This is a genomic window from Nocardia cyriacigeorgica (assembly GCF_010868145.1).
Taxonomy (GTDB): Bacteria; Actinomycetota; Actinomycetes; order Mycobacteriales; family Mycobacteriaceae; genus Nocardia; species Nocardia cyriacigeorgica_D.
On record NZ_JAAGUY010000043.1, the window covers coordinates 1 to 22,683 of the forward strand.

General features: G+C 67.2%; 27 protein-coding genes and 1 pseudogene. 21 read left to right on the forward strand and 7 right to left on the reverse strand.

What is annotated here, in order from left to right; all coding sequences use genetic code 11:
* Together GV792_RS27490 and GV792_RS27495 are read right to left on the reverse strand one after the other, a co-directional pair.
* Positions 1 to 2,214, reverse strand: a pseudogene (locus GV792_RS27490) (hypothetical protein); the annotation flags it as partial.
* Between the two features lie 191 nt (positions 2,215 to 2,405).
* Positions 2,406 to 2,669: a hypothetical protein gene (locus tag GV792_RS27495; RefSeq protein WP_256668499.1), complete on the reverse strand. Its 264-nt coding sequence runs from the start codon at positions 2,667 to 2,669 to the stop codon at positions 2,406 to 2,408.
* Between the two features lie 204 nt (positions 2,670 to 2,873).
* Here GV792_RS27495 and hemB point away from each other — a divergent pair, with 204 nt between their 5' ends.
* The 5 genes from hemB to GV792_RS27520 all read left to right on the forward strand — a co-directional run bounded on the left by hemB (position 2,874) and on the right by GV792_RS27520 (position 5,807).
* Entirely contained in the window at positions 2,874 to 3,851 is a 978-nt protein-coding gene (hemB, locus tag GV792_RS27500; RefSeq protein ID WP_163827898.1) for a porphobilinogen synthase, read from the forward strand.
* A gap of 17 nt (positions 3,852 to 3,868) precedes the next feature.
* A complete protein-coding gene (locus GV792_RS27505; RefSeq protein WP_256668502.1) occupies positions 3,869 to 4,381 on the forward strand; it encodes a hypothetical protein in 513 nt (170 codons plus the stop codon).
* 289 nt (positions 4,382 to 4,670) lie between these two features.
* Positions 4,671 to 5,267, forward strand: coding sequence for a hypothetical protein (locus GV792_RS27510; RefSeq protein WP_163827900.1), 597 nt, complete (start codon positions 4,671 to 4,673; stop codon positions 5,265 to 5,267).
* Positions 5,264 to 5,587, forward strand: coding sequence for a hypothetical protein (locus GV792_RS27515; protein ID WP_163827901.1), 324 nt, complete (start codon positions 5,264 to 5,266; stop codon positions 5,585 to 5,587). The genes GV792_RS27510 and GV792_RS27515 overlap by 4 nt, the downstream gene beginning before the upstream one ends.
* A 4-nt stretch (positions 5,588 to 5,591) precedes the next feature.
* Entirely contained in the window at positions 5,592 to 5,807 is a 216-nt protein-coding gene (locus GV792_RS27520) for a hypothetical protein (RefSeq protein WP_163827902.1), read from the forward strand.
* A gap of 45 nt (positions 5,808 to 5,852) precedes the next feature.
* Here GV792_RS27520 and GV792_RS27525 read toward each other — a convergent pair whose 3' ends face one another.
* Positions 5,853 to 6,239: a hypothetical protein gene (locus GV792_RS27525; RefSeq protein WP_163827903.1), complete on the reverse strand. Its 387-nt coding sequence runs from the start codon at positions 6,237 to 6,239 to the stop codon at positions 5,853 to 5,855.
* Between the two features lie 180 nt (positions 6,240 to 6,419).
* Between GV792_RS27525 and hemL the strand changes: the two genes are divergently transcribed.
* The 10 genes from hemL to GV792_RS29970 all read left to right on the forward strand — a co-directional run bounded on the left by hemL (position 6,420) and on the right by GV792_RS29970 (position 15,744).
* A complete protein-coding gene (gene hemL / locus GV792_RS27530; RefSeq protein ID WP_163827904.1) occupies positions 6,420 to 7,757 on the forward strand; it encodes a glutamate-1-semialdehyde 2,1-aminomutase in 1,338 nt (445 codons plus the stop codon).
* A gap of 362 nt (positions 7,758 to 8,119) precedes the next feature.
* Positions 8,120 to 8,767, forward strand: a complete 648-nt coding sequence (locus GV792_RS27535) for a histidine phosphatase family protein (RefSeq protein WP_163827925.1) — start codon at positions 8,120 to 8,122, stop codon at positions 8,765 to 8,767.
* Positions 8,764 to 9,423, forward strand: a complete 660-nt coding sequence (locus tag GV792_RS27540) for a TlpA disulfide reductase family protein (protein WP_163827905.1) — start codon at positions 8,764 to 8,766, stop codon at positions 9,421 to 9,423. The genes GV792_RS27535 and GV792_RS27540 overlap by 4 nt, the downstream gene beginning before the upstream one ends.
* Before the next feature lie 31 nt (positions 9,424 to 9,454).
* A complete protein-coding gene (locus tag GV792_RS27545) occupies positions 9,455 to 9,658 on the forward strand; it encodes a hypothetical protein (protein ID WP_163827906.1) in 204 nt (67 codons plus the stop codon).
* The gene (locus GV792_RS27550; protein WP_163827907.1) at positions 9,655 to 10,503 is read left to right on the forward strand and encodes a cytochrome c biogenesis CcdA family protein; all 849 of its coding nucleotides are present in this window, start codon (positions 9,655 to 9,657) and stop codon (positions 10,501 to 10,503) included. The genes GV792_RS27545 and GV792_RS27550 overlap by 4 nt, the downstream gene beginning before the upstream one ends.
* On the forward strand, positions 10,500 to 12,170 hold the full coding sequence (gene resB / locus GV792_RS27555; RefSeq protein WP_163827908.1) for a cytochrome c biogenesis protein ResB: 1,671 nt from the start codon (positions 10,500 to 10,502) through the stop codon (positions 12,168 to 12,170). The genes GV792_RS27550 and resB overlap by 4 nt, the downstream gene beginning before the upstream one ends.
* Before the next feature lie 2 nt (positions 12,171 to 12,172).
* Positions 12,173 to 13,150, forward strand: a complete 978-nt coding sequence (ccsB, locus tag GV792_RS27560; protein ID WP_163827926.1) for a c-type cytochrome biogenesis protein CcsB — start codon at positions 12,173 to 12,175, stop codon at positions 13,148 to 13,150.
* Positions 13,151 to 13,165: 15 nt separating this feature from the next.
* Positions 13,166 to 13,804, forward strand: a complete 639-nt coding sequence (locus GV792_RS27565; RefSeq protein WP_163827909.1) for a TetR/AcrR family transcriptional regulator — start codon at positions 13,166 to 13,168, stop codon at positions 13,802 to 13,804.
* A gap of 84 nt (positions 13,805 to 13,888) precedes the next feature.
* A complete protein-coding gene (locus GV792_RS27570; RefSeq protein ID WP_163827910.1) occupies positions 13,889 to 15,283 on the forward strand; it encodes a lipase family protein in 1,395 nt (464 codons plus the stop codon).
* Between the two features lie 338 nt (positions 15,284 to 15,621).
* Complete coding sequence (locus GV792_RS29970) at positions 15,622 to 15,744, forward strand: hypothetical protein (protein WP_256673898.1); 123 nt, start codon at positions 15,622 to 15,624, stop codon at positions 15,742 to 15,744.
* A 91-nt stretch (positions 15,745 to 15,835) separates the two neighbouring features.
* Here the strand turns inward: GV792_RS29970 and GV792_RS27575 are convergent, their stop codons facing one another.
* The gene (locus GV792_RS27575) at positions 15,836 to 16,042 is read right to left on the reverse strand and encodes a hypothetical protein (protein ID WP_163827911.1); all 207 of its coding nucleotides are present in this window, start codon (positions 16,040 to 16,042) and stop codon (positions 15,836 to 15,838) included.
* A 121-nt stretch (positions 16,043 to 16,163) separates the two neighbouring features.
* A complete protein-coding gene (locus GV792_RS27580) occupies positions 16,164 to 16,373 on the reverse strand; it encodes a BldC family transcriptional regulator (RefSeq protein ID WP_163827912.1) in 210 nt (69 codons plus the stop codon).
* A 229-nt stretch (positions 16,374 to 16,602) separates the two neighbouring features.
* Between GV792_RS27580 and GV792_RS27585 the strand changes: the two genes are divergently transcribed.
* On the forward strand, positions 16,603 to 16,962 hold the full coding sequence (locus GV792_RS27585) for a DUF4229 domain-containing protein (protein ID WP_163827913.1): 360 nt from the start codon (positions 16,603 to 16,605) through the stop codon (positions 16,960 to 16,962).
* The gene (locus GV792_RS27590) at positions 16,959 to 18,044 is read left to right on the forward strand and encodes a PLP-dependent cysteine synthase family protein (RefSeq protein WP_163827914.1); all 1,086 of its coding nucleotides are present in this window, start codon (positions 16,959 to 16,961) and stop codon (positions 18,042 to 18,044) included. Before GV792_RS27585 ends, GV792_RS27590 begins: the two co-directional genes overlap by 4 nt.
* A gap of 52 nt (positions 18,045 to 18,096) precedes the next feature.
* On the opposite strand, the gene GV792_RS27595 is transcribed toward GV792_RS27590, so the two are convergent.
* Positions 18,097 to 18,795, reverse strand: coding sequence for a TetR/AcrR family transcriptional regulator (locus tag GV792_RS27595; protein WP_163827915.1), 699 nt, complete (start codon positions 18,793 to 18,795; stop codon positions 18,097 to 18,099).
* A 125-nt stretch (positions 18,796 to 18,920) separates the two neighbouring features.
* Here GV792_RS27595 and GV792_RS27600 point away from each other — a divergent pair, with 125 nt between their 5' ends.
* The 4 genes from GV792_RS27600 to GV792_RS27615 all read left to right on the forward strand — a co-directional run bounded on the left by GV792_RS27600 (position 18,921) and on the right by GV792_RS27615 (position 21,888).
* On the forward strand, positions 18,921 to 20,465 hold the full coding sequence (locus GV792_RS27600; RefSeq protein ID WP_163827916.1) for an acyl-CoA synthetase: 1,545 nt from the start codon (positions 18,921 to 18,923) through the stop codon (positions 20,463 to 20,465).
* 176 nt (positions 20,466 to 20,641) lie between these two features.
* Positions 20,642 to 20,863: a helix-turn-helix domain-containing protein gene (locus GV792_RS27605; RefSeq protein ID WP_163827917.1), complete on the forward strand. Its 222-nt coding sequence runs from the start codon at positions 20,642 to 20,644 to the stop codon at positions 20,861 to 20,863.
* A complete protein-coding gene (locus tag GV792_RS27610) occupies positions 20,863 to 21,444 on the forward strand; it encodes a Clp protease N-terminal domain-containing protein (RefSeq protein ID WP_163827918.1) in 582 nt (193 codons plus the stop codon). Before GV792_RS27605 ends, GV792_RS27610 begins: the two co-directional genes overlap by 1 nt.
* 60 nt (positions 21,445 to 21,504) lie before the next feature.
* Entirely contained in the window at positions 21,505 to 21,888 is a 384-nt protein-coding gene (locus GV792_RS27615; RefSeq protein ID WP_163827919.1) for a phage holin family protein, read from the forward strand.
* Between the two features lie 132 nt (positions 21,889 to 22,020).
* Here the strand turns inward: GV792_RS27615 and GV792_RS27620 are convergent, their stop codons facing one another.
* Positions 22,021 to 22,587, reverse strand: coding sequence for a TetR/AcrR family transcriptional regulator (locus GV792_RS27620; RefSeq protein WP_163827920.1), 567 nt, complete (start codon positions 22,585 to 22,587; stop codon positions 22,021 to 22,023).
* Between the last annotated feature and the right edge of the window lie 96 nt (positions 22,588 to 22,683).

Genomic DNA, 22,683 nt, shown 5'->3' on the forward strand with positions numbered 1-22,683 from the left:
ACCCCCACCTCGCCCCCCGCCCCCACCGGATGCCGGGACATAGTCGACGACGGGGTAACTCGATAGTCCGGCCTCTGCGCCGTCGACTGCCGTTCGGGTGACGTGATGCGGACGGGTGTGGATGGCGAGTGTGCGATTGGCGCGCCGCAACTCGGTGTACAGGTCGGCCAAGGAGCCGGGCAGTTCGATCACCGAACCGGTCGCCGCGCGCTGCCATTTCTCCAGGCGCTGTGTGCGTTCGGCGGCGGCACGCCTGCGCAGCCGTGCGACGGCCTCGTGTGGGCGCCGTTGCAGGTGTGAGCCCAGTTCCAGCAGAACGAGACCGAGCACCAGCGACCCGACGAACCAGCCGCACGCCACAGCGAGGTACCACCGTGCGGCGGTCGGGTTGTCGGCCAGCAGGACCCAGCCGATGATGGCCAGCGGGAGTGCGAAAAGTGAACGCAGGACCAGTTTTCCGATGCTGCGTACGATCTCGCCCTGTGGCCGGCGGGCTGGGCGGCTGGATGTGTCCGGGTCGGTGGATTCGGGTTCTGGGCCCGGCGCGATCTCGCTGACGGCGCCGCGGTTGCGACGCAGTTCGGACCAGTAGGCGGCGGCAGGCGTACGTCGATCCTGTGCGGCGATCTCGGCGCGGAAACGCAGCACACCGTCTTGCAGATCGTTCGGCGTCACGAACGCGCGGACCCGGGTGATCGTTGTCGACTCCGGTCGGCTGCGTGCCCACAACAGCGCGCCGTTGTCGTGGATCAGCGATTGGCCGGCAGAGCGTGGGGCGCCGGTGGCATGCACCTCGACCGTGGCCTCCTGACCGCCGAACCGGGTGGCCGACATCATGGTCCGCTCGATCCACCGGGCGCCTGCATCACGATGGAAGGCGTTCATCGAACTCACTTCCACCAGGTAGTGCCGGTGGCCACGCTCGGCGGGCTCATGCGCCGGGTACTGCCAGCAGCGCCAGAGGCCAACGGCCGCACTGATCTCACGCACGGCGGCGAGTACCGCGTGATCGGCGCGGTCGATCAACAGGTCGTCCAGATCGTCGATCCCGGATCGATCGGTGAGATCGAGCCGTTCCGGTAGGCGCGACCACGCCACCCGCAAGGCGACGGCGGGCACCGGTGCGTACCGATGACGTTGCGGTGGTGAGGGATCGACGCCGATCATGCTCCGTGGACCCGGCAGTTCCCGCCCGACGATCTCGGCCCGGAACATGACGACGCCATCGACGAACGCCGGTGGCGGCCCCGCGGTACGCAGGTGCTCGGTGAGTGCGCGGTCCGGCGCCAAGCCGTACTCGTCGAGATAGTGCGCGACCGCTTCGGGCCACACCCAGCGGCCGTCGGTACGGATCGTCATCGGCACGGCCGCGGTGGATTCCGGTTCGACCGTATCCCGCACGCCGCCGGATGCCCGGCACACCACCGGCGCTGTGCGCAGATAACGCACCGCGGCCCCGCCGTCGGCGAGGCGGGGATGGTTTGCGGGGAAGCGGACCGGATGCTCGGTGAACGGAGCAGGCACTCGTGGCGCGGTGTCGTCGGCTGCCCACAACAGACACGATCGGGCGCGGGCGGTGAGGTGATAGCGCGGGAGCGCTTCGCCGGTGGCGTACACCTCGACCTGCCCGTCCGCTTCGCCTACCGAATGCAGCGCCGCTGCCAGTTCGGCCGCGATGAGCCACGGTCGAGCACCGTCGCCGACCTCGATCAGGTAGATCCGGCGATGGATCGGCGGCCATGTCTGCTGATCCGGCTCGGAGGGATACCGCCAGGACCGCCACACGCCGATCACCTCGGTGTGTTCGCGCGCGGCTTGCACCAACGCGGTATCGGTCGCATCCGCCGGGTGATCCACGCGGCCTGAGTCGGTGACGCCGGTGAGGTCGAGCGCGCGCGGCATCTGTGCTCCGGATCGTTCGACGGCTTCCGGTAGCAGCGGAGTGAATTCGAAGGGCACCCGATCGGTCGGTGCAGGTGCAGGCTCGTTCCTCGCGTCCCAGCGTGTGAAACGCATTCCTAGGATCTCCGCGAGCAGCGCGACCTCGGCCGGGCGTAGCGCGACCTTGCGGCGGCGCGCGATCGCCTCGACGGCGAAGGCGACCTCCCGTTGATCGCCGAGGCCGAGGCTGTAGCGAAGGTCGGTCAGGTGCCGGTCCGGGATCCGGCCGGCGAATCCGAGCAGCATGGCGTGCAGAGCATCTGCTGATGGCATCGTTGGTCCGAATTCGTGTGTGGGCGAGCGGTGGTGGTCCCCGCGCTCATGGACGGAGTCCGATCGTAGTCAGCGCATGGCGATGCCGACAGGTGTTGTACACCGAAAACTCGGGCCGGAAGGCTCTTTTCGACGCCCGATTCCCAATCCTGGTGAGCCTGCGCGGCTGACGCGGCGCAGGCCCACGCCGATCAGCGATGTGCGCGTAGCAGGGTACGAACCAGTTCGCAGGTGGCATCCGATGGCTGTCGTACCCCGGCGGTTTCCGCGGCGGCCCGGATCTTGCGATCGCTGGCGTAGCCGGGGGCGTACACGCCCGAATCCAGCAGCGCGATGGCAAGGCGCATCGCCTTGCGGCGCCGGTTGTGCAGGACGTACCAGGAGCGTGGCCTGCCCGCGGGTAGCGGCCTGCGTGCCGGTGCGACGTGGACGTGATCAACGTGAGCGGTCTTCATGGCCACTGACATCCCTCCCGTGGTGATCTGGGGCACGTGCCCCTTCGAACATGTCTTCGATTCTACTCGCCTGCACCGACAAACTTGGCCGTGCGCAACGGTTTTCGGTGCTGTGACCGGCGGATTTCGTCCCCGCTCCAGCGGGCAGGAACCGTGCAGGATGCGACCGAACGCGACGCGGCGAGCAGGCGTATCGTGCGGGTCATGACGGGAATGGAACGTCCGCGACGGTTGCGGCGTACCCCTGCGATCCGGCGGCTGGTGGCGGAGACATCGCTACAGCCGCGGCATCTGGTGCTGCCGATGTTCGTGGCCGACGGCATCGATGAACCGCGCGAGATCGGATCGATGCCGGGTGTCCAACAGCATTCGATGGATTCGCTGCGCAAGGCTGCGGTGGATGCGGTCGCCGCGGGGGTCGGTGGCCTGATGTTGTTCGGCGTACCGCGTCCGGAGGACAAGGACGCCGCCGGAACCCAGGCAAGCGATCCGGGCGGCATCCTCAACCGTGGCCTGCGCGCGCTGGCCGAGGAGGTCGGCTCGTCGACGGTGATCATGGCCGATACCTGCCTCGACGAGTTCACCGATCACGGTCACTGTGGCGTCCTCGCCGCCGACGGTTCGGTCGACAACGACGCCACTCTGCACCGCTATGTCGATATGGCCATCGCCCAGGCCGAATCCGGCGCTGATCTGCTCGGCACCAGCGGCATGATGGACGGTCAGGTCGGCGCGATCCGGCTCGGCCTCGACGCCGCGGGCCACCTCGACACCGGGATCCTGGCCTACGCCGCGAAGTACTCCTCCGCGTTCTACGGCCCGTTCCGCGAGGCCGTCGGATCGTCGCTGCACGGTGACCGGCGTACCTATCAGCAGGACCCGGCCAACCGCCGCGAGTCGATTCGCGAAGTGGAGCTGGACCTGGCCGAAGGCGCCGACATGGTGATGGTGAAGCCGGCCATGTCCTATCTCGACATCCTGCGTGATGTCGCGGACCGCTCCACCGTGCCGGTCGCCGCCTATCAGATCTCCGGCGAGTACGCGATGATCACCGCCGCCGCCGAACGCGGCTGGATCGACCGCCGGGGCGCCATCATCGAATCGCTGACCGGTATCCGCAGGGCGGGCGCGGACATCGTGCTCACCTACTGGGCGGCCGAGGCGGCGCACTGGCTGTCGTGACCATGCCGTACGTGAATATGTCCAAACCGCCGGACTCCGACCCGGCGCCCGTCATGCCGGAGGACGTGGGCACGGCACGCCAGTTGTGGTGGGGTGCCATCGCCGTCGGGATCGTGCAGTTGGTCGCCTCGGTGATCACGGCGGTCGAGCAGCGGTCCACCTTCACCGAGGACATGCTCGAACAAGCGCGCGCGACCGACCCGCAGTTCAGCCAGGCGACCGCCGAGCTGATGGTGACGATCGCGTTCGCGCTCGTGGTCGTTTTCGGACTTGTGATCGCCGGGATCGGCCTGCTCGTGGTGCATCAACTCGCGCGCGGCAAGAACTGGGCGCGCGTGGTGCTGACCTTCGCAGGCGTCTGGCTCGTGATCATGGCCATCGGATCGTTGTTCGCGCTGGACGCGGTGAGCGGTATCGCCTCGCTGGTGGCCGGTGGCGCGGCGATTGTGCAGGGTGTGCTCGCCGCGGGCGCCATCTATTTGAGTCACCGTCCGGACTCGACCAAGTACTTCCAGATGAACCGCCGGTGAATGGTTCCGGCGCGGCGGCCGAGTTTGTGCGGCGTACGACGGCATGTATCGTGAGGGTTGTCACAGCAGGAGTGGGAACCGGAAGTTGTCGCCCGAACGTTCGGATGTGGACGTCGCGCAGACTGCTCCGGAGGATCGGAGGCAGTAATGCGAGTGGTGATCCAACAGCCGCAGAGCGTTCGGCGAGATCTCATCGTCCTGAGCCTGCTGGTCCTGTTCGGTCTGGTCACCGTCGCTGTCCTGCTGATCCCCAGCATCGTCGGCTGATTTCGCCCCGCCCGCTGCTGTCATGAGCGGTGCTGTCACGAGTGATTCCGCGACCATCCTGTTCGCCGAGCCGGGTGGACGTTGGCGTTCCGTCGCCTACGGGCCCGCATTGTGCCTGCTCATCCTTGTTCTCGAGCTCGCAACAGGAAGCTCTCCGCATTGGTTCGCCCTCCTGTTCTGTGGTGCGCTGATCGCCGCCTTCGTGGCGCTGCAGGTGGTTGCCGCGCGCAGACACATCAGCGTCGAGCTCACCCCCGAAGCCCTGCGTAACGGCACCGAGACGCTGCCGTTGGACGCCATCGACGCGGTCCTCGGCGAAGCCGACGAGCAGGGCTGGGACGAGGAGCCCTTGGAGTCCGCGCGTGCGCTCGGTGAACTCTCCGGTGTTCCGCGCCGCCGCACCGGCATCGGCCTGCGGCGCACCGACGGCGATGTGGTGCAGGCGTGGGCCCGCGATCACCGTGGCATGCGGGCCGCGTTGTCGGCCGCACTGGACAAGCGGACGCCGCGGTCGAGCGATGGACACGGTGGAGGCAGTCCGCGTAACCACGGAGGGCCCCGGGAGGCCGCCGATCCAACACCGCGACAGCGTCCCGGCGAGAACGGAGCCGACCGATGAACCGACGAACCGTGCTGATGATCGTCGACGGCGTGCTCGCGGTGGTCTGCGTCGTCGCGGCTGCGTTCAGCTGGCGTCAAGGCGTGCAGACGACCGAATTCGCTCCGATGGGGGAGGTGCCCGGCTTTACCGCCACCCGGTACTCCGGTCCATGGCTGGTGTTGGCCGCATTGCTGATCGCGGTTGCGGGGCTGGCGATGATCGATCTCGTCACCCGGATCGTGCGCGGCCTGCGGGCGAACCATTCCGACCGGAATGTTTTTGCGGCAGAACCCGATTCGGCTACGGTCTGGCCCGGGGGACGACGCAGCGAAGGATGACCCTATGAATCGGCTGGTAATGAGAATCTGCGCGGCCGCCGCGGCTGTCGCGGCGATCGGTTGTGCCTCGGCGCCCGCGGGCGCCGCACCCGGCCTGCCGCTGGAACCCGCACCACCGGCCGCGGTGTTCGCGCCCGAGACCGGTTCGGCAGGCGCCTACAACCAGATCATGTGCATGCTGCACACCATCTCGGCCTCCGTGCCGTGCATGTACACCTGACCGGCATCGTGCGGCGCTGATCGCGTTCCGGTCAGCCGGACGCGATCAGTTCCAGTGCTGATAGACGTCGAATATCCGCCCGTTGCGGGTGCCGGGCGCATTGACGAGGATCGTGACCGTCCCGTCCGGTCTGCTCGCCGCCTCCGACACGATCTGGCGCAGCGTCGCGTAGACGGCGCCGTTCTCGTCCCGGTAGATCTTGGTGTCGCTTTCCAGGCCCGCGCCGATCCGGTTGGCAGGCACCACCATGGTGACCAGTGCCGGGATCGGTCCACCCGCCAGCGCGGCGGTCTCCGCGTTGTTCAGATGCACGCCGACCCGCGACTGTTCGGGATCCATGATCGGATCGGCGGCCGACGCCGACCCGGCGCCGAACACGGCCGTGGCAGCGACTACCGGGAACACAACTGCGCTGATGGAGCGGATCCGCATGGTGAGCCTCCCGACCGAGATGCTGGAAGTGGTGCGAACTGCCCCGTCACCCTACGCAGCCGACATCGTGGGATGAATCATTTCGCGCGGACGCGCCATGGGCGTGTTGCGCTGCGGTGTGGGTCACTCCACTACACCCTGTCGTCGACTGGATCGGATGCGGCTGCCAAACTGGATCGCGTGAGTTCTTCTCCGCGCGTGACCAGGGCAACGGTGCCGGTTTCCGCTCAGCTCTTCGAACGAGCCACTGCGGTCATTCCCGGCGGTGTCAACTCGCCGGTGCGGGCCTTCAATTCGGTCGGGGGCACGCCGCGTTTCATCGCCGCCGCCAACGGCTGCACGCTGACCGACGCGGACGGCAACAACTACGTCGACCTGGTGTGTTCCTGGGGCCCGATGATCCTCGGGCACGCCAACCCTGCCGTCGTGGAGGCGGTGCAGAAAGCCGCCACCGGCGGACTGTCCTTCGGCGCGCCGACCGAGGCCGAGATCGAGCTCGCCGAGCACATCGTGGGTCGGGTCGCGCCGGTCGACCGGGTCCGGCTGGTGAACTCCGGCACCGAGGCGACCATGAGCGCGGTCCGGCTCGCCCGCGGCTACACCGGCCGCACCAAGATCATCAAGTTCGCCGGTTGCTATCACGGGCATGTCGACGCGCTGCTGGCCGACGCGGGCTCGGGTGTGGCCACCCTCGGCCTGCCCACCTCGCCCGGCGTGACCGGAGCGCAGGCCGCCGACACCATCGTGCTGCCCTACAACGACCTCGACGCCGTCACCGCCGCGTTCGCCGCGAACCCCGGCGAGATCGCCTGCGTGATCACCGAGGCCGCCGCGGGCAATATGGGCGCGGTCGCCCCGCTGCCCGGATTCAACGCGGGCCTGCGCAGGCTGACCATCGAGCACGGCGCGCTGCTCATCATGGACGAGGTGATGACCGGTTTCCGGGTCAGCCCGGCAGGCTGGTTCGGACTCGACGGCGTGGCAGGCGATCTGTACACCTTCGGCAAGGTGATGAGCGGCGGTCTGCCCGCGGCGGCCTTCGGCGGCCGCGCCGAGATCATGAATCATCTCGCCCCGCTCGGCCCGGTCTATCAAGCCGGCACCCTCTCCGGTAACCCGGTCGCGGTGGCGGCGGGCCTGGCCACACTGCGTGCGGCCGACGACGAGGTGTACGCGACGCTGGACCGCAACTCCGAACGGCTCGGCGTCCTGTTCGCCGAGGCGCTGGCAGAGGCAGGGGTCGAGCATCAGGTTCAGTTCGCAGGCAATATGGTGAGCGTGTTCTTCGCCGACTCCCCGGTCATCGACTACGCCACCGCCAAGGCGAGCCAGACCTGGCGTTATCCCGCCTTCTTCCACGCCCTGCTCGAGGGTGGGGTCTACGCGCCGCCGAGCGCGTTCGAAGCGTGGTTCGTTTCCGCGGCGCTCGACGAGGACGCATTCGCCCGTATCGCCGCCGCCCTGCCCGCCGCCGCACACGCGGCCGCGGCCGCCACACCCGAAGGAACCCGCGCGTGAGCCAGCCCGATTCCGAGCGCGAACCCACCGAGAACACCGCTGACGCGGTATCGGCCGTCGACGCCGCCACCGCCAAGGCCGCCGCGGCCAAGGCAGTAGCCGAAACGGCCGCCGCAGATGCGGTCGTCGCGAAGGCCGCCGCCGAGACCGCCGCTGCCGTGGCCGCCGCGGAATCCGATCCCGCCGCTGCCGCCGAGGCCATTGCGCAGACCACCGCCGCCGAGACCGCGGTCGCCGAAGCCGTCGTCGCCGAGGCCGCGGCCGAGACCGCCGCTTTCGAAGCCGCTGCTGCCGTTGCCGCTGCGGAGAACGCCGCGGACGAAGCGGAGTCGAACCCGCCGGTCGCCGCGTCGCAGCCGCGCATCCACGATGGCGGTACCGCCATCGAGACGATCGTGCACGTGCTGCGCCACGGAGAGGTGCACAACCCGAAGGGCATCCTGTACGGCAGGCTGCCGGGATTCGGGCTGTCGGTATCGGGTCGGGCCCAGGCCGGTGCGGTCGCGCGGGCACTGTCGGATCACGACATCGCCGCCGTCATCGCCTCGCCGCTCCAGCGCGCTCAGGAGACCGCCGAGCCGATCGCGGCCGAGCACGGGCTGATCGTGCGCACCGACGAGAACCTGATCGAGGCGGGTAACACCTTCGAAGGCCTGCGGGTATCCGTCGGCGACGGCGCGCTGCGCAAGCCACGGCACTGGTGGAAGCTGCGCGATCCGTTCACCCCGTCCTGGGGCGAGCCGTACCTGCAGATCGCTCATCGCATGCTGGCCGCGGTGAACAAGGCACGCGCCGAGGCCACCGGACGTGAAGCGGTGCTCGTCTCCCATCAGCTGCCGGTGTGGACATTGCGCCGGTTCCTGCAGGGACAGCGGCTATGGCACGATCCGCGTCAGCGTCAGTGCTCGCTGGCCTCGCTGACCTCGCTGGTCTATCAGGGCGACACCCTCGTCGACATCGTCTACTCCGAGCCTGCCGGTGGTTCGGATCCCACGGTGCACGGCGCATGACAAGGAAGGTGTCGCCACGGCGGGCCCGGCTGCTGCCGGTCCTGCTGGCCTGCGTTTGCCTGCTCGCCGCGGCTCTGGCCGGCTGCGCGACCGGGGACGACGCGGTGGCGTCCGGCGGCACCTTCGAGTTCGTCTCGCCGGGCGGCAAGACCGAAATCTTCTATGATCCGCCCAGCTCACGTGGCACGCTCGGGGAGCTGTCCGGCCCCGATCTGATGAACGAGGGCTCCGATATCGCGCTGTCGGACTTCGCCGGACAGGTCGTGGTGATCAATCTGTGGGGCCAGTGGTGTGGGCCCTGCCGGGCCGAGGCGCCCGCGCTGGAGCAGGTCTACGAGAAAACCAAGGACTCCGGCGTCGCCTTCCTCGGCATCAATGTCCGCGATGCCCAGCGCGACAAGGCGCAGGATTTCGTCGTCGACAACAAGGTCGGGTACCCGTCGATCTACGATCCTTCCATGCGCACGCTGCTCGCTCTGGGCGGCAACTTCCCGACCAGCGTCATCCCGACGACGCTGGTCCTCGATCGTCAGCACCGGGTCGCCGCGGTCTTCCTGCGCGCGCTGCTGGCCGAAGATCTACAACCTGTCGTCGAGAGCATCGCTCGCGAGGAACCTGCCGGGGGGACCGTCAACCAAGCGCCGGAGGGTCGATGAACTCCCTCCGGGAAGCCATACAGGAGAGACGATGAAACCGGTCCGCAGCCGGACGGCGGTCCGCCGCCGCTACCCGTCGACCCGTCCGCCCCGCGGTGTTCGCGCGGAGGTGATGGTTCGCTCCTCCCTCGGGCATTGGGTGCTCGAAAATCGCACGGCCCCCACCGTCCCGATCACCGCACCAACGGATGACGACCGCGACGCCGATAAGCCGGCCGACCCGGAGCAGACGTGACGGTACTGGCCGGGGTGGGTGAGTCGTTCCAGCAGACGGCGGCGACCGGGCCGCTGCTGCTGGCGCTCGGCGCCTGCCTGCTCGCCGGACTCGTTTCGTTCGCCTCGCCGTGCGTGGTGCCGCTGGTACCGGGCTATCTGTCGTATCTGGCCGGACTGGTCGGTGCGGAAGCGCCGCCGGTCACGGTGGCCGAGGCGCACGGCAAGACTGCTTCCGAGAGTTCCGTCGCTGTGGCGGAACGGAGCCCCGTGCGGGCGGCCCGGATGCGGGTCGCTGGTGCGGCCGGATTGTTCGTCGCGGGATTCACCGTGGTGTTCGTGCTGGCCACGGCGACCGTGTTCGGTGTAATCCAGACGTTGAACGTCAACCGGGAGTTGCTGATGCGGCTCGGCGGTGTCGTCACCATTCTGATGGGCCTGGTGTTCATCGGCCTCGTTCCCGCGTTGCAGCGGGACACCAGGATGGAACCGCGCAGGCTGACCAGCATCGCAGGGGCGCCGCTGCTCGGCGGTGTGTTCGCGCTGGGGTGGACGCCGTGCCTCGGTCCGACGCTGTCGGGTGTGATGGCCGTGGCAGCGGGTACCGAGGGCACAACGGCGGTCCGCGGGGTCGCGTTGATCGTGGCCTACTGCCTCGGGCTGGGGCTGCCGTTCGTGATCCTCGCGTTCGGATCCGCCAGTGCGCTGCGTGGGGTCGGCTGGCTGCGCCGTAACTCCAGGACCATCCAGGTGATCGGCGGCCTGTTGCTGGTCGCTGTCGGCATCGCCTTGGTCACCGGCGCCTGGGATCAGTTCGTGGCGTGGGTACGTGACGCGTTCGTCTCCGAGGTGACGCTGCCGATATGACCGTGATCGACCGTCCCGACGCTCCGGCGCGTCCGCCGCGCCAATCGCTACCAGGTCGGGCCTTGGCTTTCGTGCGCAATGCATGGCGTGGACTCACCAGCATGCGCACTGCTCTTGTGCTGCTGTTCCTGCTGGCATTGGCCGCCATTCCCGGCGCGTTGCTGCCGCAGCGTGAACTCAATGAGCAGAAGGTCACCCAGTACATCGCCGACCGGCCGACACTCGGTCCGTGGATGGACCGCTTCCAGCTGTTCGACGTCTTCTCCAGCTCGTGGTTCACCGCGATCTACGTGCTGCTGTTCATCTCGCTGGTCGGATGCATCCTGCCGCGAACTGTCGACCACTACCGCGCGCTGCGCACCCCGCCGGTCCGGGTGCCGCGCAACCTGAAGCGGTTGCCGCACCACTATTCCGGCGCCGTCACGGGCACCCCGGACGAGGTGATCGCCAACGCGCGCGGGCAGTTGCGCCGCTGGCGGACCGAGGTGCGGCCGGGTGATCGCGACGGTGAGGTCACGCTGTCCGCCGAAAAGGGTTACTCGCGCGAGTTCGGCAATCTGGTCTTCCATCTGGCATTGGTCGGGCTGCTGATATCGATCGCGGTGGGCAAGCTGTTCGGTTACGAGGGCAGCGTCATCGTGATCGCGAACAACGGCCCCGGATTCTGCAGCACCTCGCCCGCGGCGTACGACTCGTTCCGTACCGGATCGGCCAACGACGGCACCGGGATGACACCGATCTGCGTGCGGGTCAAAGACTTCCACGCCGACTACCTCGACAATGGCCAGGCCGAGATGTTCCGCTCCAACATTGCCTACCAAGCAGGCGATGATCTGGCGACCGGCACCTGGAGCGAGACCGAGCTCCGGGTGAATCACCCGCTGCGCGTCGCGGGCGACCGTATCTACCTGCAAGGACACGGTTACGCGCCGACATTCACGGTGAAGTTTCCGAATGGCGAGACCCGCACCGAAACCGTCCAGTGGCGCCCCGACGACGCCACCACCTTCCTGTCCAGCGGTGTGCTGCGCATCGACCCGCCCGGCGGGCTCTTCCCGAGCGAGGAAGAGCGTCGCAACAATCAGATCGCGATCGAAGGCCTGTTCGCGCCGACCGCGAATCTGCACGGCACCCTGCTCAGCTCGTCCTATCCGGAGATGACCGACCCTGCCGTCGCCGTCGACATCTATCGCGGCGACACCGGTCTGGACACCGGCCGCCCACAGTCGCTGTTCGCCCTCGATCAGGAGCTGATCCGTCAGGAACGGCTCACCAAGGAAGCCAGGGTGAACCTGCGTCCTGGCGAGTCGACCACGCTGTCCAATGGGACCGTGGTGACCTTCGATGGTGCGGAAGAATTCGTCAACCTGCAGGTCTCGCACGATCCGGCGCAGCAGTGGGTGCTGGTGAGCGCGGTGACCATGATGGCGGGTCTGCTGGTGTCGCTGCTGGTGTCGCGGCGCCGGATCTGGCTGCGTGTCTACCCGGCCACCGATGAAGCGGGTACCGTTGACCAACGACGCGTCGTAGTAGAGATGGGTGGACTCGCCAGGTCCGATCAGGCCGGGTGGGGCGGGGAGTTCGATCGGTTGCGCGCACGTCTGCTCGACGATGCCGCGCCCGACGCGCCGACGCCGTCACCGAATGTGAAGACCACGGGAGATTGATGATGCAGATCGACGAGACCATCGCGCGCTATAGCGACTTCGCGTACATGTCCGCGATCTTCGTGTACGCGCTGGTGCTCGTGCTGCTGATCGTGCAGTACGCGTCGGTGCGCACCCGCAAGGTCGTCGAGCGCGAACTGGTGCCCGCAGGCGGCGGCGACACCCTCACGCTCGATCCGGCCGTCCCCGGCAAGGTCGTCGAAGCGCCGCGGCTGCCGCTGTCGGAGCGGTTGGGCAACATGGCCTTCTCCGTGCTCTACGTCGCGGTCGGGCTGCACGTCCTCTCGATCGTGTTGCGCGGCTTCGCGACTCATCGGTTCCCGCTGGGCAATATGTACGAGTTCGTCACGATGGCGACCGCGGCGACCGCGGTGGTCGGGCTGGTGTTCCTGCGCGATCAGAAGTACCGGGCGATGTGGGTGTTCCTGCTGGTTCCGCTGCTGATCCTGATGTTCCTGGCCGGCACCGTGCTCTACGCCGACGCCGCTCCCGTTGTGCCCGCGCTCAAGTCGTTCTGGTTGCCGATCCACGTCACGATCGTCAGCGTCGGCAGCGGTGTGTTCATGGTCTCCGGTGTAGCGAGTCTGCTGTTCCTGTTCCGGCTCCGTCAGCCGCAGGATGGCGAATCGGAGAATGTCTTCGGTGCCATCGCCCGTCGCCTGCCCGACGCCCGGACCCTGGACCGGATCGCCTACAAGACCACCATCATCGGCTTCCCGCTGTTCGGTGCGGGCGTCATCCTCGGCGCGATCTGGGCCGAGGCCGCCTGGGGCCGGTTCTGGGGCTGGGATCCGAAGGAGACCTGCTCGTTCATCGCCTGGGTCCTCTACGCCGCCTACCTGCACGCCCGCGCGACTTCCGGATGGCGTGACACCAAGGCCGCCTGGATCAACGTCGCCGGCTTCGTGGCGATGTTGTTCAACCTGTTCATCATCAATATGGTCGTGTCCGGCCTGCACTCCTACGCCGGTCTGAACTGAGGCCGGGCGCTGGCGATGAGTACGGCGCGGACCAGGCACAACTATGCCGGGCGATCGGTGGCGGAGCGGCGGGCCGAGCGGCGGGCACTGTTTCTCGAGGCGGGGTTGACCGTCTTCGCGGAGAAGTCGTATGCCGCGAGTTCGATCTCGGATGTGTGTGCGGCGGCGGGGCTGTCGCGGCGGCAGTTCTACGAGCAGTACTCCGGGCGCGAGCAGTTGCTGGTCGATGTGTACGACCATGTGCAGCAGCGGGCTCGCGCGGCCTTCCGGGAGGGCTTGGCGGGTGCGGGGAGTGCCGATCCGCGAGTGCTGATCATGGCGGCAATGCGTGCGTACGTGCACGCCATCACCGATGACCCGCGCTGGGTGCAGGTCGCATTCGTGGAGATCGTCGGGGTCAGCGACGCGGTGGAACGGCATCGCGCGCAAATGCGTGACGAATGGGGCGAGGCGATCGCGGCGACCGCGGCGGTTGTGCCCGGTGTGCGGACTCCGCCAGGTGGGTGGGGTATCGCGATGGCGGCGTTCATCGGGGCGGTCAACGGCGCGGTGCATCAGTGGAGCCACCAACGTCCGCGCCCACCGGTCGATGATCTGCTCGAGGTGCTGTCGACGCTTCTGCTCGCGTTGGTGCTACCCGATATCACCGGATGATTGCGATCTGGGACACATCCGTGCCATAGTGGGCGCCGAAGTTGAGACGTAGGCGTCTCAAATCGTTCATAAGGATGTGGGTCGATGAAGACCGAATCGGGGTGGGTCCGCCGGATCTGCACACTGTCGCTCAGCGCCGTCGCCGTGGTCGCGGTGGTCGGCACGCCCGCGTGGGCCGAGCCCGCGGCGCCGCCGATCGAACCGGCTCGAGTATTGCCGTTGCCGCCTGAGCTGGATCCCGGCTTCTATCACCCGCCCGCCGATGTAGTGGCCGCGAAAGCGCACGGTGAGATCATCGCGGCACGCCAGGTCAATGTCGCCAACTTCGGAATCATCCCGCTCAACGTCGACGCCTGGCAGGTCTCCTACCGGTCCAACAACAGCCGCGACGAGGCCATCCCCGCCGTCGCCACGCTGATCAAGCCGCGCGGTGCCTCGCCCGATCCACGCAAACTGCTGTCGGTGCAGATCGCTGAGGATTCCACTGCCGGCTACTGCACGCCCTCTTATGCGCTGCAACATCTTTCGGTGGCGTCGTTCGTCGGGCAGATCGTGGCGCCCGCGGAGTTCGTCTTCGCGCAGGCCGCGTTGCAGCAGGGATGGGCGGTTGTGATCCCGGATCATCAGGGTCCGAACTCGGCATACGCGGCCGGACCGCTGGCCGGGCGCATCACTCTCGACGGTATCCGGGCGGCGACCTCGTTCGCCCCGCTGGAGGTCGGATCGGAATCGCCGGTCGGGATGTACGGCTACTCCGGTGGTTCCATCGCCACCGGGCACGCCGCCGAACTGCACAAGTCCTACGCGCCCGAATTGAACATCGCCGCCACCGCGATGGGCGGCGTCGGTGCCGATCTCGGTGCGGCGCTGGAGATGTCGAACAACCAGGCCACCTCGGGTCTCGTCTTCGCCGCTGTGATGGGCTTGTCCCGCGAATACCCCGAGTTCGCCACCTTCCTGGATCGCAATCTCGACCCGCTCGGCAAGGCCCTGATGACGATCAAAGCGCCTCTGTGCGTGCAGTATCAGTCCGCCCTGCTCCCCTTCCTGAATATGAAGGGCATGATGCGCTCCCCAGGTGACCCGCTGCGCGATCCGGCGGTCGCGGCAATGCTCGACGACACCCGCATGGGCCAGTCGGTTCCCGAAATGCCCATGTTCATCTGGCATTCCGCCTGGGACGAAATCCTGCCGCTGCACTCGACTAACCAACTCGTCGACACCTACTGCAAGGACCCGAACGCGCAGGTCCACTACACCCGTGACCACGCGAGTGAGCACATCGTCGCCGAGGTAACCGGAGGCCCGAGCGCCCTGCTGTGGATGCGCGACCGCCTCAACGGAGTTCCGACCACCCCTGGCTGCACCACCGCCGACGCCGCCTCGATGCTCGGCACCCCGGGGCAGCTGGAGTTCATGGGTTCGGTTATCGGCGAAACCCTCGTCTCATTCTTCGGCAAGCCGATCGGCGCGCGCTGAACCTACCCTCCCCGGGGAGGCCGCCGAGTGGCACCTGAGTGAGAGGCGAACTCGCGTTTGCCTCGGCCGGGTGCCACTCGTGGGTGGCTTCGAGGTATGCGCGACTGTAGGTGACATGTATCACTGATCAACTCGCGTGCCGATCACCCTGATCGAGTGTCCTTCGAGGTAGTGCGCGGTTGCCGGTGCGCGCGAAAGCTCGAGGAGGGTTGCTCGTGGATGCTGGGAACTTCGTCGGGGGCCGGGTCGGGATATCGAACATCGGGGGCGTTGATGGAAGCGCCCTACGGCGGTTGGTGCGGACAGCGACCGGGCTGTCGGAGGAATCACAGCGACACTTGGCGATGATCGCCGATCGGCTCCGCGTGAGCGAGGGCTTGCCGCTGTTCGACGACGCGAGTGAGCTGCGCGATGCGGGCGATCGGCCGGCGTCAGGGGAGCGCGCGGAGGATGGCATCTGAGCGACGCGTCCGGTGCGGTTCGCTGGTCACGCCCGCGACGAAACCGCGCAGGTAATCCACCTACGGCGAGCTCGGCGCGCGGGCGTGCCGCTCAGTGCTCGGTGGGACCGGGATCGCCGTCCCGGTGTTGCTGGCGGGAGATGCGCCAGAGGAATTCGGGGTCGTCATCCGGGCCGACCACGCGCTTGGGGGCGCGCCGGATCGGTGCGGAGATACCCGCACCTCGGTCGGGGCCGAACGCCTTCCAGCACAGCACCGCGATCGCCACGACCGCGATGAGTGCCAACAGGTACGTCACGTCGCTCACCTCCTGCTACCGAGGGTAGACCTGGGGCGGGTAGGTGCGCATCGAGACGTGCGATACCCGGCCACGCCGGCCCGTGCGCGGACCGAGTGCGTGGCGTGTCGGCGAGGGCCGATCAGCGGGCGGTTGCCTCCGTGGTGAGCGACCTCAGCAGCTGCATGACCTCGGACTCACGGAACCGGCGGTGCCCACCCGGGGTGCGCAGCGATCCGAGTCGGCCGGCGTGTGCCCACCGAGTGACGGTCTTCGGATCGACATGGAACAGTGCGGCAACCTGGCCGGGCGTCAGCAGGGTGTCCTGGCCGCCGACGGTGATCGCGGTCATAGCAAACTCTCCGTTCTCGACACTAACTATCCCTCATCAAGATGCCGCCATAGTCGCACCGCGACCCCCAGGTACTCGAATGACCTACAGTTGGTAAAGGGGAGGTAATGGACAAATCGGATATCGCGCCGTTGCTCGCACTTGGGAGCGCCGGGTCGAGTGTCCATTCTGACCTGCGCTTGGGGCGCCGGGTCGAGCGAAGGCGAGACAGCCGCCTACTCTGGACTTCGTGAGTGACGCATCTCGACCGGAAGGGGCATCCGCCCCGCAAACCAGTGGTTCGACGGGTGGGCGATTGGCCCGCAACCTGGCCCTCTACACGGTCGCCCGGCTGGGGATGGTCGTCGTCATCACCGCGGTGATCATGCTGATCGCCAGGCTGATCGACGTGGAGATCCCGCTGGTGGTCGCCGCCCTGTTCGCGCTCATCATCGCGATGCCGCTGTCGCTGACCCTGTTCAAGGGCCTGCGCACCAAGGTCAACGAGGACATCGCCGTGGTCGACGAACGCCGTCGTCAGGACAAGGCGCAGCTGCGCGCCCGCCTGCGCGGTGACGAACCCGGCGACGAGGGCGGGTCGAAGGCGTGAAGTACGTCGACCGGAGCGCGCCGCGTGCCTGGGTCGACAATGCCGTCCGGCTGATCGATGCCGACACTCAGCGCAGCGCCGACACCCATCTGCTGCGGTATCCATTGCCGGTCGAGTGGGACATCCAGCTCTACCTGAAGGATGAATCCACCCACATCACCGGCAGCCTGAAGCACCGGCTGGCCCGCTCGCTGTTCCTGTATGCCCTGTGTAATGGCTGGATCACCGAGAACACCACGGTGGTCGAGGCTTCGTCGGGGTCGACGGCGGTGAGTGAGGCGTACTTCGCCAAACTGCTCGGCTTGGACTTCGTCGCGGTGATGCCCGCGAGTACGTCGCCGCAGAAGATCGCCCTGATCGAAGCACAGGGCGGCCGCTGTCATTTCGTGCAGCGCCCGCCGGAGATGTACACCGAGGCCGCACGGCTGGCCGCCGAATGCGGTGGCCACTACATGGACCAGTTCACCCACGCCGAGCGGGCCACCGACTGGCGCGGCAACAACAACATCGCCGAATCGATCTTCCAGCAGTTGCAGTTGGAGAATCACGCGGTCCCGGACTGGATCGTCACCGGTGCCGGCACCGGCGGTACCGGTGCCACCATCGGCCGATACATCCGCTACCGCAGGCATGCCACGAAACTGGCGATCGTCGACCCGGAGAACTCCGCGTTCTACGGCGGCTACGAAACCGGCGACCCCGGATATCAGACGGGTATGCCGTCGCGGATCGAAGGCATCGGTCGTCCGCGGGTGGAGCCCTCGTTCATCGCGCAGGTGGTGGACCGGATGATCGAGGTGCCGGATGCGGCGTCGATCGCCACGGCGCGTCATGCGAGCCGGGTACTGGGCCGCCGCGTCGGCGGCTCGACCGGCACGAACCTGTGGGGTGCGTTCGCGCTGATCGCCGAGATGCTGTCGGAGGGGCGCACCGGCAGCGTGGTCACCCTGCTCTGCGACGGCGGTGATCGGTACGCGGGAACGTATTTCGACGACCAATGGGTGGCCGAACAGGGCTTCGATCTCGGCGAACCGTCCGGAGTGTTGGCCGATTTCGCCGCGACAGGTATCTGGCGCGGCTGATCGTCGGCTCGCCCGGATGTTGTCGGTGCGGCGTCGCGTGACCCGGCGCTGCCTATCCTGGTTGGCCGGATCGGGCCGCCTTCGGCCGATCGCGGGCAGCAACGCCATCGGCTGACGCTGATTCGGTGGTCGAATCGTGCCCTCGGCCGACGGTCGCGCGAACTCCGGCGATGATCGTGTCCACCAAAGCGGCGATATAGGCCGCGGACTCGGCTTTCGCTCGGTCACGCAGGTGGGCTGGTGTCGCGGTGACGTGGTTGGACACCGCTCCCGCGATCAGGTCGGCGACCAGGGCGACCGAGGTCTTCGCGGGCAGTTCCCCGCGTTCGATGCCGCGTCGGATGATCGCGCGGGTCGCCCGCAGATGCTCCGGATAGGGGTCTCCGGCGATGGTTTCGCCCAATTTCGCTACCCGGTGCGCGTCAGCCGACAGCTGGCGGGCGAGCGACCCGTCATCGGTGCTTTCGTGGGCCAACCAGCTGGTGGCGAACTCGATCAGATCGGTACGCAGGTCGCCGGTGTCGATATCGGCGATGAACCGGATCCGGGACCGGACCGCATCGACCAGCAGCGCCTCTTTCGACGGCCACCGTAGATACAGCGACCCCTTGCCGATACCGGATCGCCGCGCGACCTCGTCCAGCGTGAAACCGCTCCACCCGCGCTCGGCGTAGACCGAGCGGGCGGCCTGTCGGGCGCGCTGCTCCAGCTCCGGATCACGTGGGCGCCCGGCACGTCGCGTCTCAACCACCGACATATTGTGGCACTGGTCTCATTTTACCTATTTACGACGGGCGACGTCCGTAATAGGCTGGCGCGAAATCAGCGAGACGCCCGTCACAGTGAACAAGCCACACATGACGGTGACCTGGAGGTATGCCGATGATCACCCCGCCGACCGACCTCGGTTCCTGGATCGGACGCAGGGCCGCGTCCGGCCCGGCGCGTCCGGCCGTAACCTTCGAAGGGCAGACGATCACCTATGGCGCCTTGCTCGATCGCATCGACCGGCTGGCCGCGGAGCTGATCGCCGGTGGGGTCGAACCCGGCGACCGAATCGGCTATCTGGGGTTGAACCATCCGGATTTCCTGGTCACCCTGTTCGCGGCTTCCCGTGCCGGAGCGGTGTTCGTCCCGCTCAACTTCCGGCTCGCAGCCGCCGAACTCGGCTACATCCTGTCCGATGCGGGTGTGCACACTCTGATCGCCGATGCGGAACGGGCCGAGGTGGTGGACCCGGTGTGCGCCGAATCCGGGGTGCGGCGCACGATTTCGCTGACGGCACGGCCCGGTTGGCAGACCCTCGACGACCTGCTGGCGGCCCGTGAGCCGATCGCCGAACCCAGGCACCCGGACTCCGATGAGGTCGCGGTCATCATGTACACGTCGGGCACCACCGGGCGCCCGAAGGGGGCGATGCTCACTCACGGAAATCTGTTCTGGAACAACGTCAACGCGCTGTTGTCCTTCGACACGACCCACGACGACGTCTCCCTGGTGTGTGCCCCGCTGTTCCATATCGGCGGGTTGAACGTCACCACACTGGTGTGTTTGCAGAAGGGCGCTCACCTGGTACTGATGCCGGCGTTCGATCCGGCGCAGGCGCTGGCGCTGATCGCCGAACACAAGGTCACCACGATGTTCGGTGTGCCTGCGATGTATCTGTTCATGTCGCAGGTGCCGCAGTTCGCGACCACGGATCTGTCCAGCGTGCGCACCTTCATCTGCGGTGGTGCGCCGGTGCCGGAAGCGCTGATCACCCGTTACGGCGAGCGCGGTGTACCGTTCGCGCAGGGCTACGGCCTCACCGAGACCGCACCCCTGGCGCTGGTGCTGTCCACCGATGATGTCGCGACGCGGATCGGCGCGGCAGGCCACAAGGTACTGCCGCTGTCGGATGTCCGCCTGGTCGACCCGGACAACAACCCGGTTCCCGATGGTGAGCGCGGTGAGATCTGCGTGCGCGGGCCGCAGGTCATGACGGGGTACTGGAACAACAGGGCCGCCACCGACTCGGTCATCGATGCTGAGGGCTGGTTCCACACCGGCGATATCGGTCAGGCCGACGCGGACGGATTCGTCTACGTGGTCGATCGGGTCAAGGACATGGTGATCACCGGCGGTGAGAACGTCTACCCGGCCGAGGTGGAGAACGTGCTGTACCAGCATCCGGCGGTGGCGGAGGTGGCGGTGCTCGGGCTCCCGCATGAAAAGTGGGGTGAGGCTGTCACCGCTGTCGTCGCGTTGCAGGCCGGTGCCGCACTGACGCTCGATGAACTGCGGGAATTCGCGCGCGGTGAATTGGCGGGGTACAAGGTGCCGCTGCGGTTGGAGTTCGTCGACGCGCTGCCGCGCAACGCGTCGGGGAAGGTGCTGAAGTACCGGCTGCGCGAGCAGTTGGGTGCGGTCGCGAATGGGTGAACACCGGCTGATCTGCTGAATCGGCGGCGCCTGGCACGTCGCGTTTTCACGGCCGTCGCAACACTCTCGATTCGAGATGTCGCGGCGGCCGTTTCGCACTTTTTGTACCCGGCGTCACCGCATCCTGAAGTCAACTTTGATTGACAACAACGCGATCGTCAATCAAAATTGACATCATGACGGAAGCAACCACGCTGGCGGCGGCGGCCGGCAGTCCGGACCCGGAAGTCGGGTTGCGGGCGGTGCTGGCGCTGCGGCGGCTGCTCGAACGGCTCGAAGCGATCCAGGTGACCAACGCCAGGGATCAGGGCTGGTCGTGGCAGGCGATCGCGGACGCGCTCGAGGTCAGCAAACAAGCGGTGCATCAGAAATACAACCGGAGAGGCAGGGGCCGCTGATGTTCGAACGGTTCACCAAGAACGCCAAGATGGCGGTGGTCGTCGCGCAGGAAGAAGCGAGGCAGCTGCGGGCGCCGGAGATTCGGGTCGAACATGTCCTGCTCGGTGTGCTGTCCCAGGCCGAGCCCGCGATGAAGGACATGCTGGCGGCGGCAGGACTCACCCACGATGGCGTGGCCGCCTCGCTGGCCGAGGAGGGGAAGAACGAACCGCTCGGTGACCGCGATGCCGAAGCACTGCGTTCCATCGGCATCGATCTCGATGCCGTGCGCGACAGTCTCGAGGCGACCTTCGGCGAGGACGCGCTCGAGCTCGCGGAGCCGCCGGAACCACGTGGGTTCTTCGGCCGGGGCAGGGGCTCGAATTTCGGTCACATCCGGTTCTCCCGCGACGCGAAGAAAGTGCTCGAGCTCGCTCTTCGAGAAGCGCTGGCCCGCAAAGACAATGGCATCGAGTCCGGCCACATCCTCCTGGGCATCCTCCGCGCACCCAACGCGACAACGACGGCGTTGGTTGGCGGCCCGGAATCGGTTGACTCGCTGCGCACTCGGGCGCATGCCCTGCTGGATCAGGCAGCCTGAGCTCGCGCCGATCCGCGTTTGTGCCAGCGAATACCGCCCGGCCCGGCCTAGCATGGCTGCATGCAGCTTGTGCTTCGGTTGATCATCAACGCCTTCGCCATCTGGCTGGCCGCGACGTGGATCGACAAGATCGACATCATCAGTCCGGAGGATCAGGGAAATGGCGCCAAGATCATCACCCTGCTGGCCGTCGCCGCGGTGTTCACCGCGATAAACGCCCTCATCAAGCCGATAGTGCAATTGCTGTCGCTACCACTGGTCATCGTGACCCTCGGCCTGTTCCTGCTGGTGGTCAATGCCCTGATGCTGTGGCTCACCGCCTGGATCACCGAGTTCACCGAATACGGCCTGCGCATCGACGGCTTCTGGGCTGCGTTCTGGGGCGCGCTCATCGTCACGGTGGTGAACTGGCTGCTCGGCGTGCTGGTGCCGGACCGGGACTGATCATCTCGACGCCGCCCCCATGTGAGCGGTAAATCGCTGGTGCGGGAAAACGCTGCGGCGCACTGCGGATCGGCGCCGATGCACGGCGTCGTCCGGCGGTTCGCAAGCCGCGCGGTGGTGGCTGGGTAGCGACTAGCGGACCAGGGGAAGGAATATCGTGTCGACGATCTCCTCGATCACCTCGGGTGTGACCGGCCGTAGCGCCATGATCGTTTCGCCACGAATCAGATCGAAGGGGAGGGCGGCGATCCGTGGCGTGAGCTTGGCCGGATCGAGTTCGCCGCGCTCGATGGCGCGATTCATGATCTCGTCGCGTCCGGAGCGGCGTCCGGCGCGGAACATGTCGCTCAGTCTGGCGAAGCTGCTGTCGGTTTCCGCGAAGTAGCCGGCCATTAGCACGCTGAGCTGGGCGAGGAACGGTGCTCGCTTCTCGCTCAGCTCGGTGAGGGTGGCGATCAGGTCACCGCGCAGGCTACCGGTGTCGGCCGCAATGATCGGCTCGACGGCATAGCTGCGGACGACTGCCGCCTCGACCAGCTTCTGTTTGTCTGCCCAGCGCCGGTAGAGCACCGGTTTGCTGGTGCCGGCTCGCCGGGCGACGGAGTCGATGGTCAGGTCCGTGTACCCCCGTGCCGTCAACTCGTCCCATGCCGCGTCGAGGATCGCTGCCTCGAGCGCGTCGCCGCGCCGTCGTTCCACGTCTCTCCTTAGATACGTTGACGTTTCTTATGTCCGACTCTACTCTGACCATAAGAAACCTGAACGTATCTTATGTCGCTCGCCTCGCGGTGACCG

What these genes read in the sequence shown, in the direction of transcription:
- GV792_RS27495 (WP_256668499.1), bottom strand. Translation starts at nt 2,669, where the DNA reads ATGAAGACCGCTCACGTTGATCACGTCCACGTCGCACCGGCACGCAGG.
- hemB (WP_163827898.1), top strand. Translation starts at nt 2,874, where the DNA reads ATGACGGGAATGGAACGTCCGCGACGGTTGCGGCGTACCCCTGCGATC.
- GV792_RS27505 (WP_256668502.1), top strand. Translation starts at nt 3,869, where the DNA reads ATGTCCAAACCGCCGGACTCCGACCCGGCGCCCGTCATGCCGGAGGAC.
- GV792_RS27510 (WP_163827900.1), top strand. Translation starts at nt 4,671, where the DNA reads ATGAGCGGTGCTGTCACGAGTGATTCCGCGACCATCCTGTTCGCCGAG.
- GV792_RS27515 (WP_163827901.1), top strand. Translation starts at nt 5,264, where the DNA reads ATGAACCGACGAACCGTGCTGATGATCGTCGACGGCGTGCTCGCGGTG.
- GV792_RS27520 (WP_163827902.1), top strand. Translation starts at nt 5,592, where the DNA reads ATGAATCGGCTGGTAATGAGAATCTGCGCGGCCGCCGCGGCTGTCGCG.
- GV792_RS27525 (WP_163827903.1), bottom strand. Translation starts at nt 6,239, where the DNA reads ATGCGGATCCGCTCCATCAGCGCAGTTGTGTTCCCGGTAGTCGCTGCC.
- GV792_RS27540 (WP_163827905.1), top strand. Translation starts at nt 8,764, where the DNA reads ATGACAAGGAAGGTGTCGCCACGGCGGGCCCGGCTGCTGCCGGTCCTG.
- GV792_RS27545 (WP_163827906.1), top strand. Translation starts at nt 9,455, where the DNA reads ATGAAACCGGTCCGCAGCCGGACGGCGGTCCGCCGCCGCTACCCGTCG.
- resB (WP_163827908.1), top strand. Translation starts at nt 10,500, where the DNA reads ATGACCGTGATCGACCGTCCCGACGCTCCGGCGCGTCCGCCGCGCCAA.
- ccsB (WP_163827926.1), top strand. Translation starts at nt 12,173, where the DNA reads ATGCAGATCGACGAGACCATCGCGCGCTATAGCGACTTCGCGTACATG.
- GV792_RS27565 (WP_163827909.1), top strand. Translation starts at nt 13,166, where the DNA reads ATGAGTACGGCGCGGACCAGGCACAACTATGCCGGGCGATCGGTGGCG.
- GV792_RS27570 (WP_163827910.1), top strand. Translation starts at nt 13,889, where the DNA reads ATGAAGACCGAATCGGGGTGGGTCCGCCGGATCTGCACACTGTCGCTC.
- GV792_RS27580 (WP_163827912.1), bottom strand. Translation starts at nt 16,373, where the DNA reads ATGACCGCGATCACCGTCGGCGGCCAGGACACCCTGCTGACGCCCGGC.
- GV792_RS27600 (WP_163827916.1), top strand. Translation starts at nt 18,921, where the DNA reads ATGCCGATGATCACCCCGCCGACCGACCTCGGTTCCTGGATCGGACGC.
- GV792_RS27605 (WP_163827917.1), top strand. Translation starts at nt 20,642, where the DNA reads ATGACGGAAGCAACCACGCTGGCGGCGGCGGCCGGCAGTCCGGACCCG.
- GV792_RS27610 (WP_163827918.1), top strand. Translation starts at nt 20,863, where the DNA reads ATGTTCGAACGGTTCACCAAGAACGCCAAGATGGCGGTGGTCGTCGCG.
- GV792_RS27615 (WP_163827919.1), top strand. Translation starts at nt 21,505, where the DNA reads ATGCAGCTTGTGCTTCGGTTGATCATCAACGCCTTCGCCATCTGGCTG.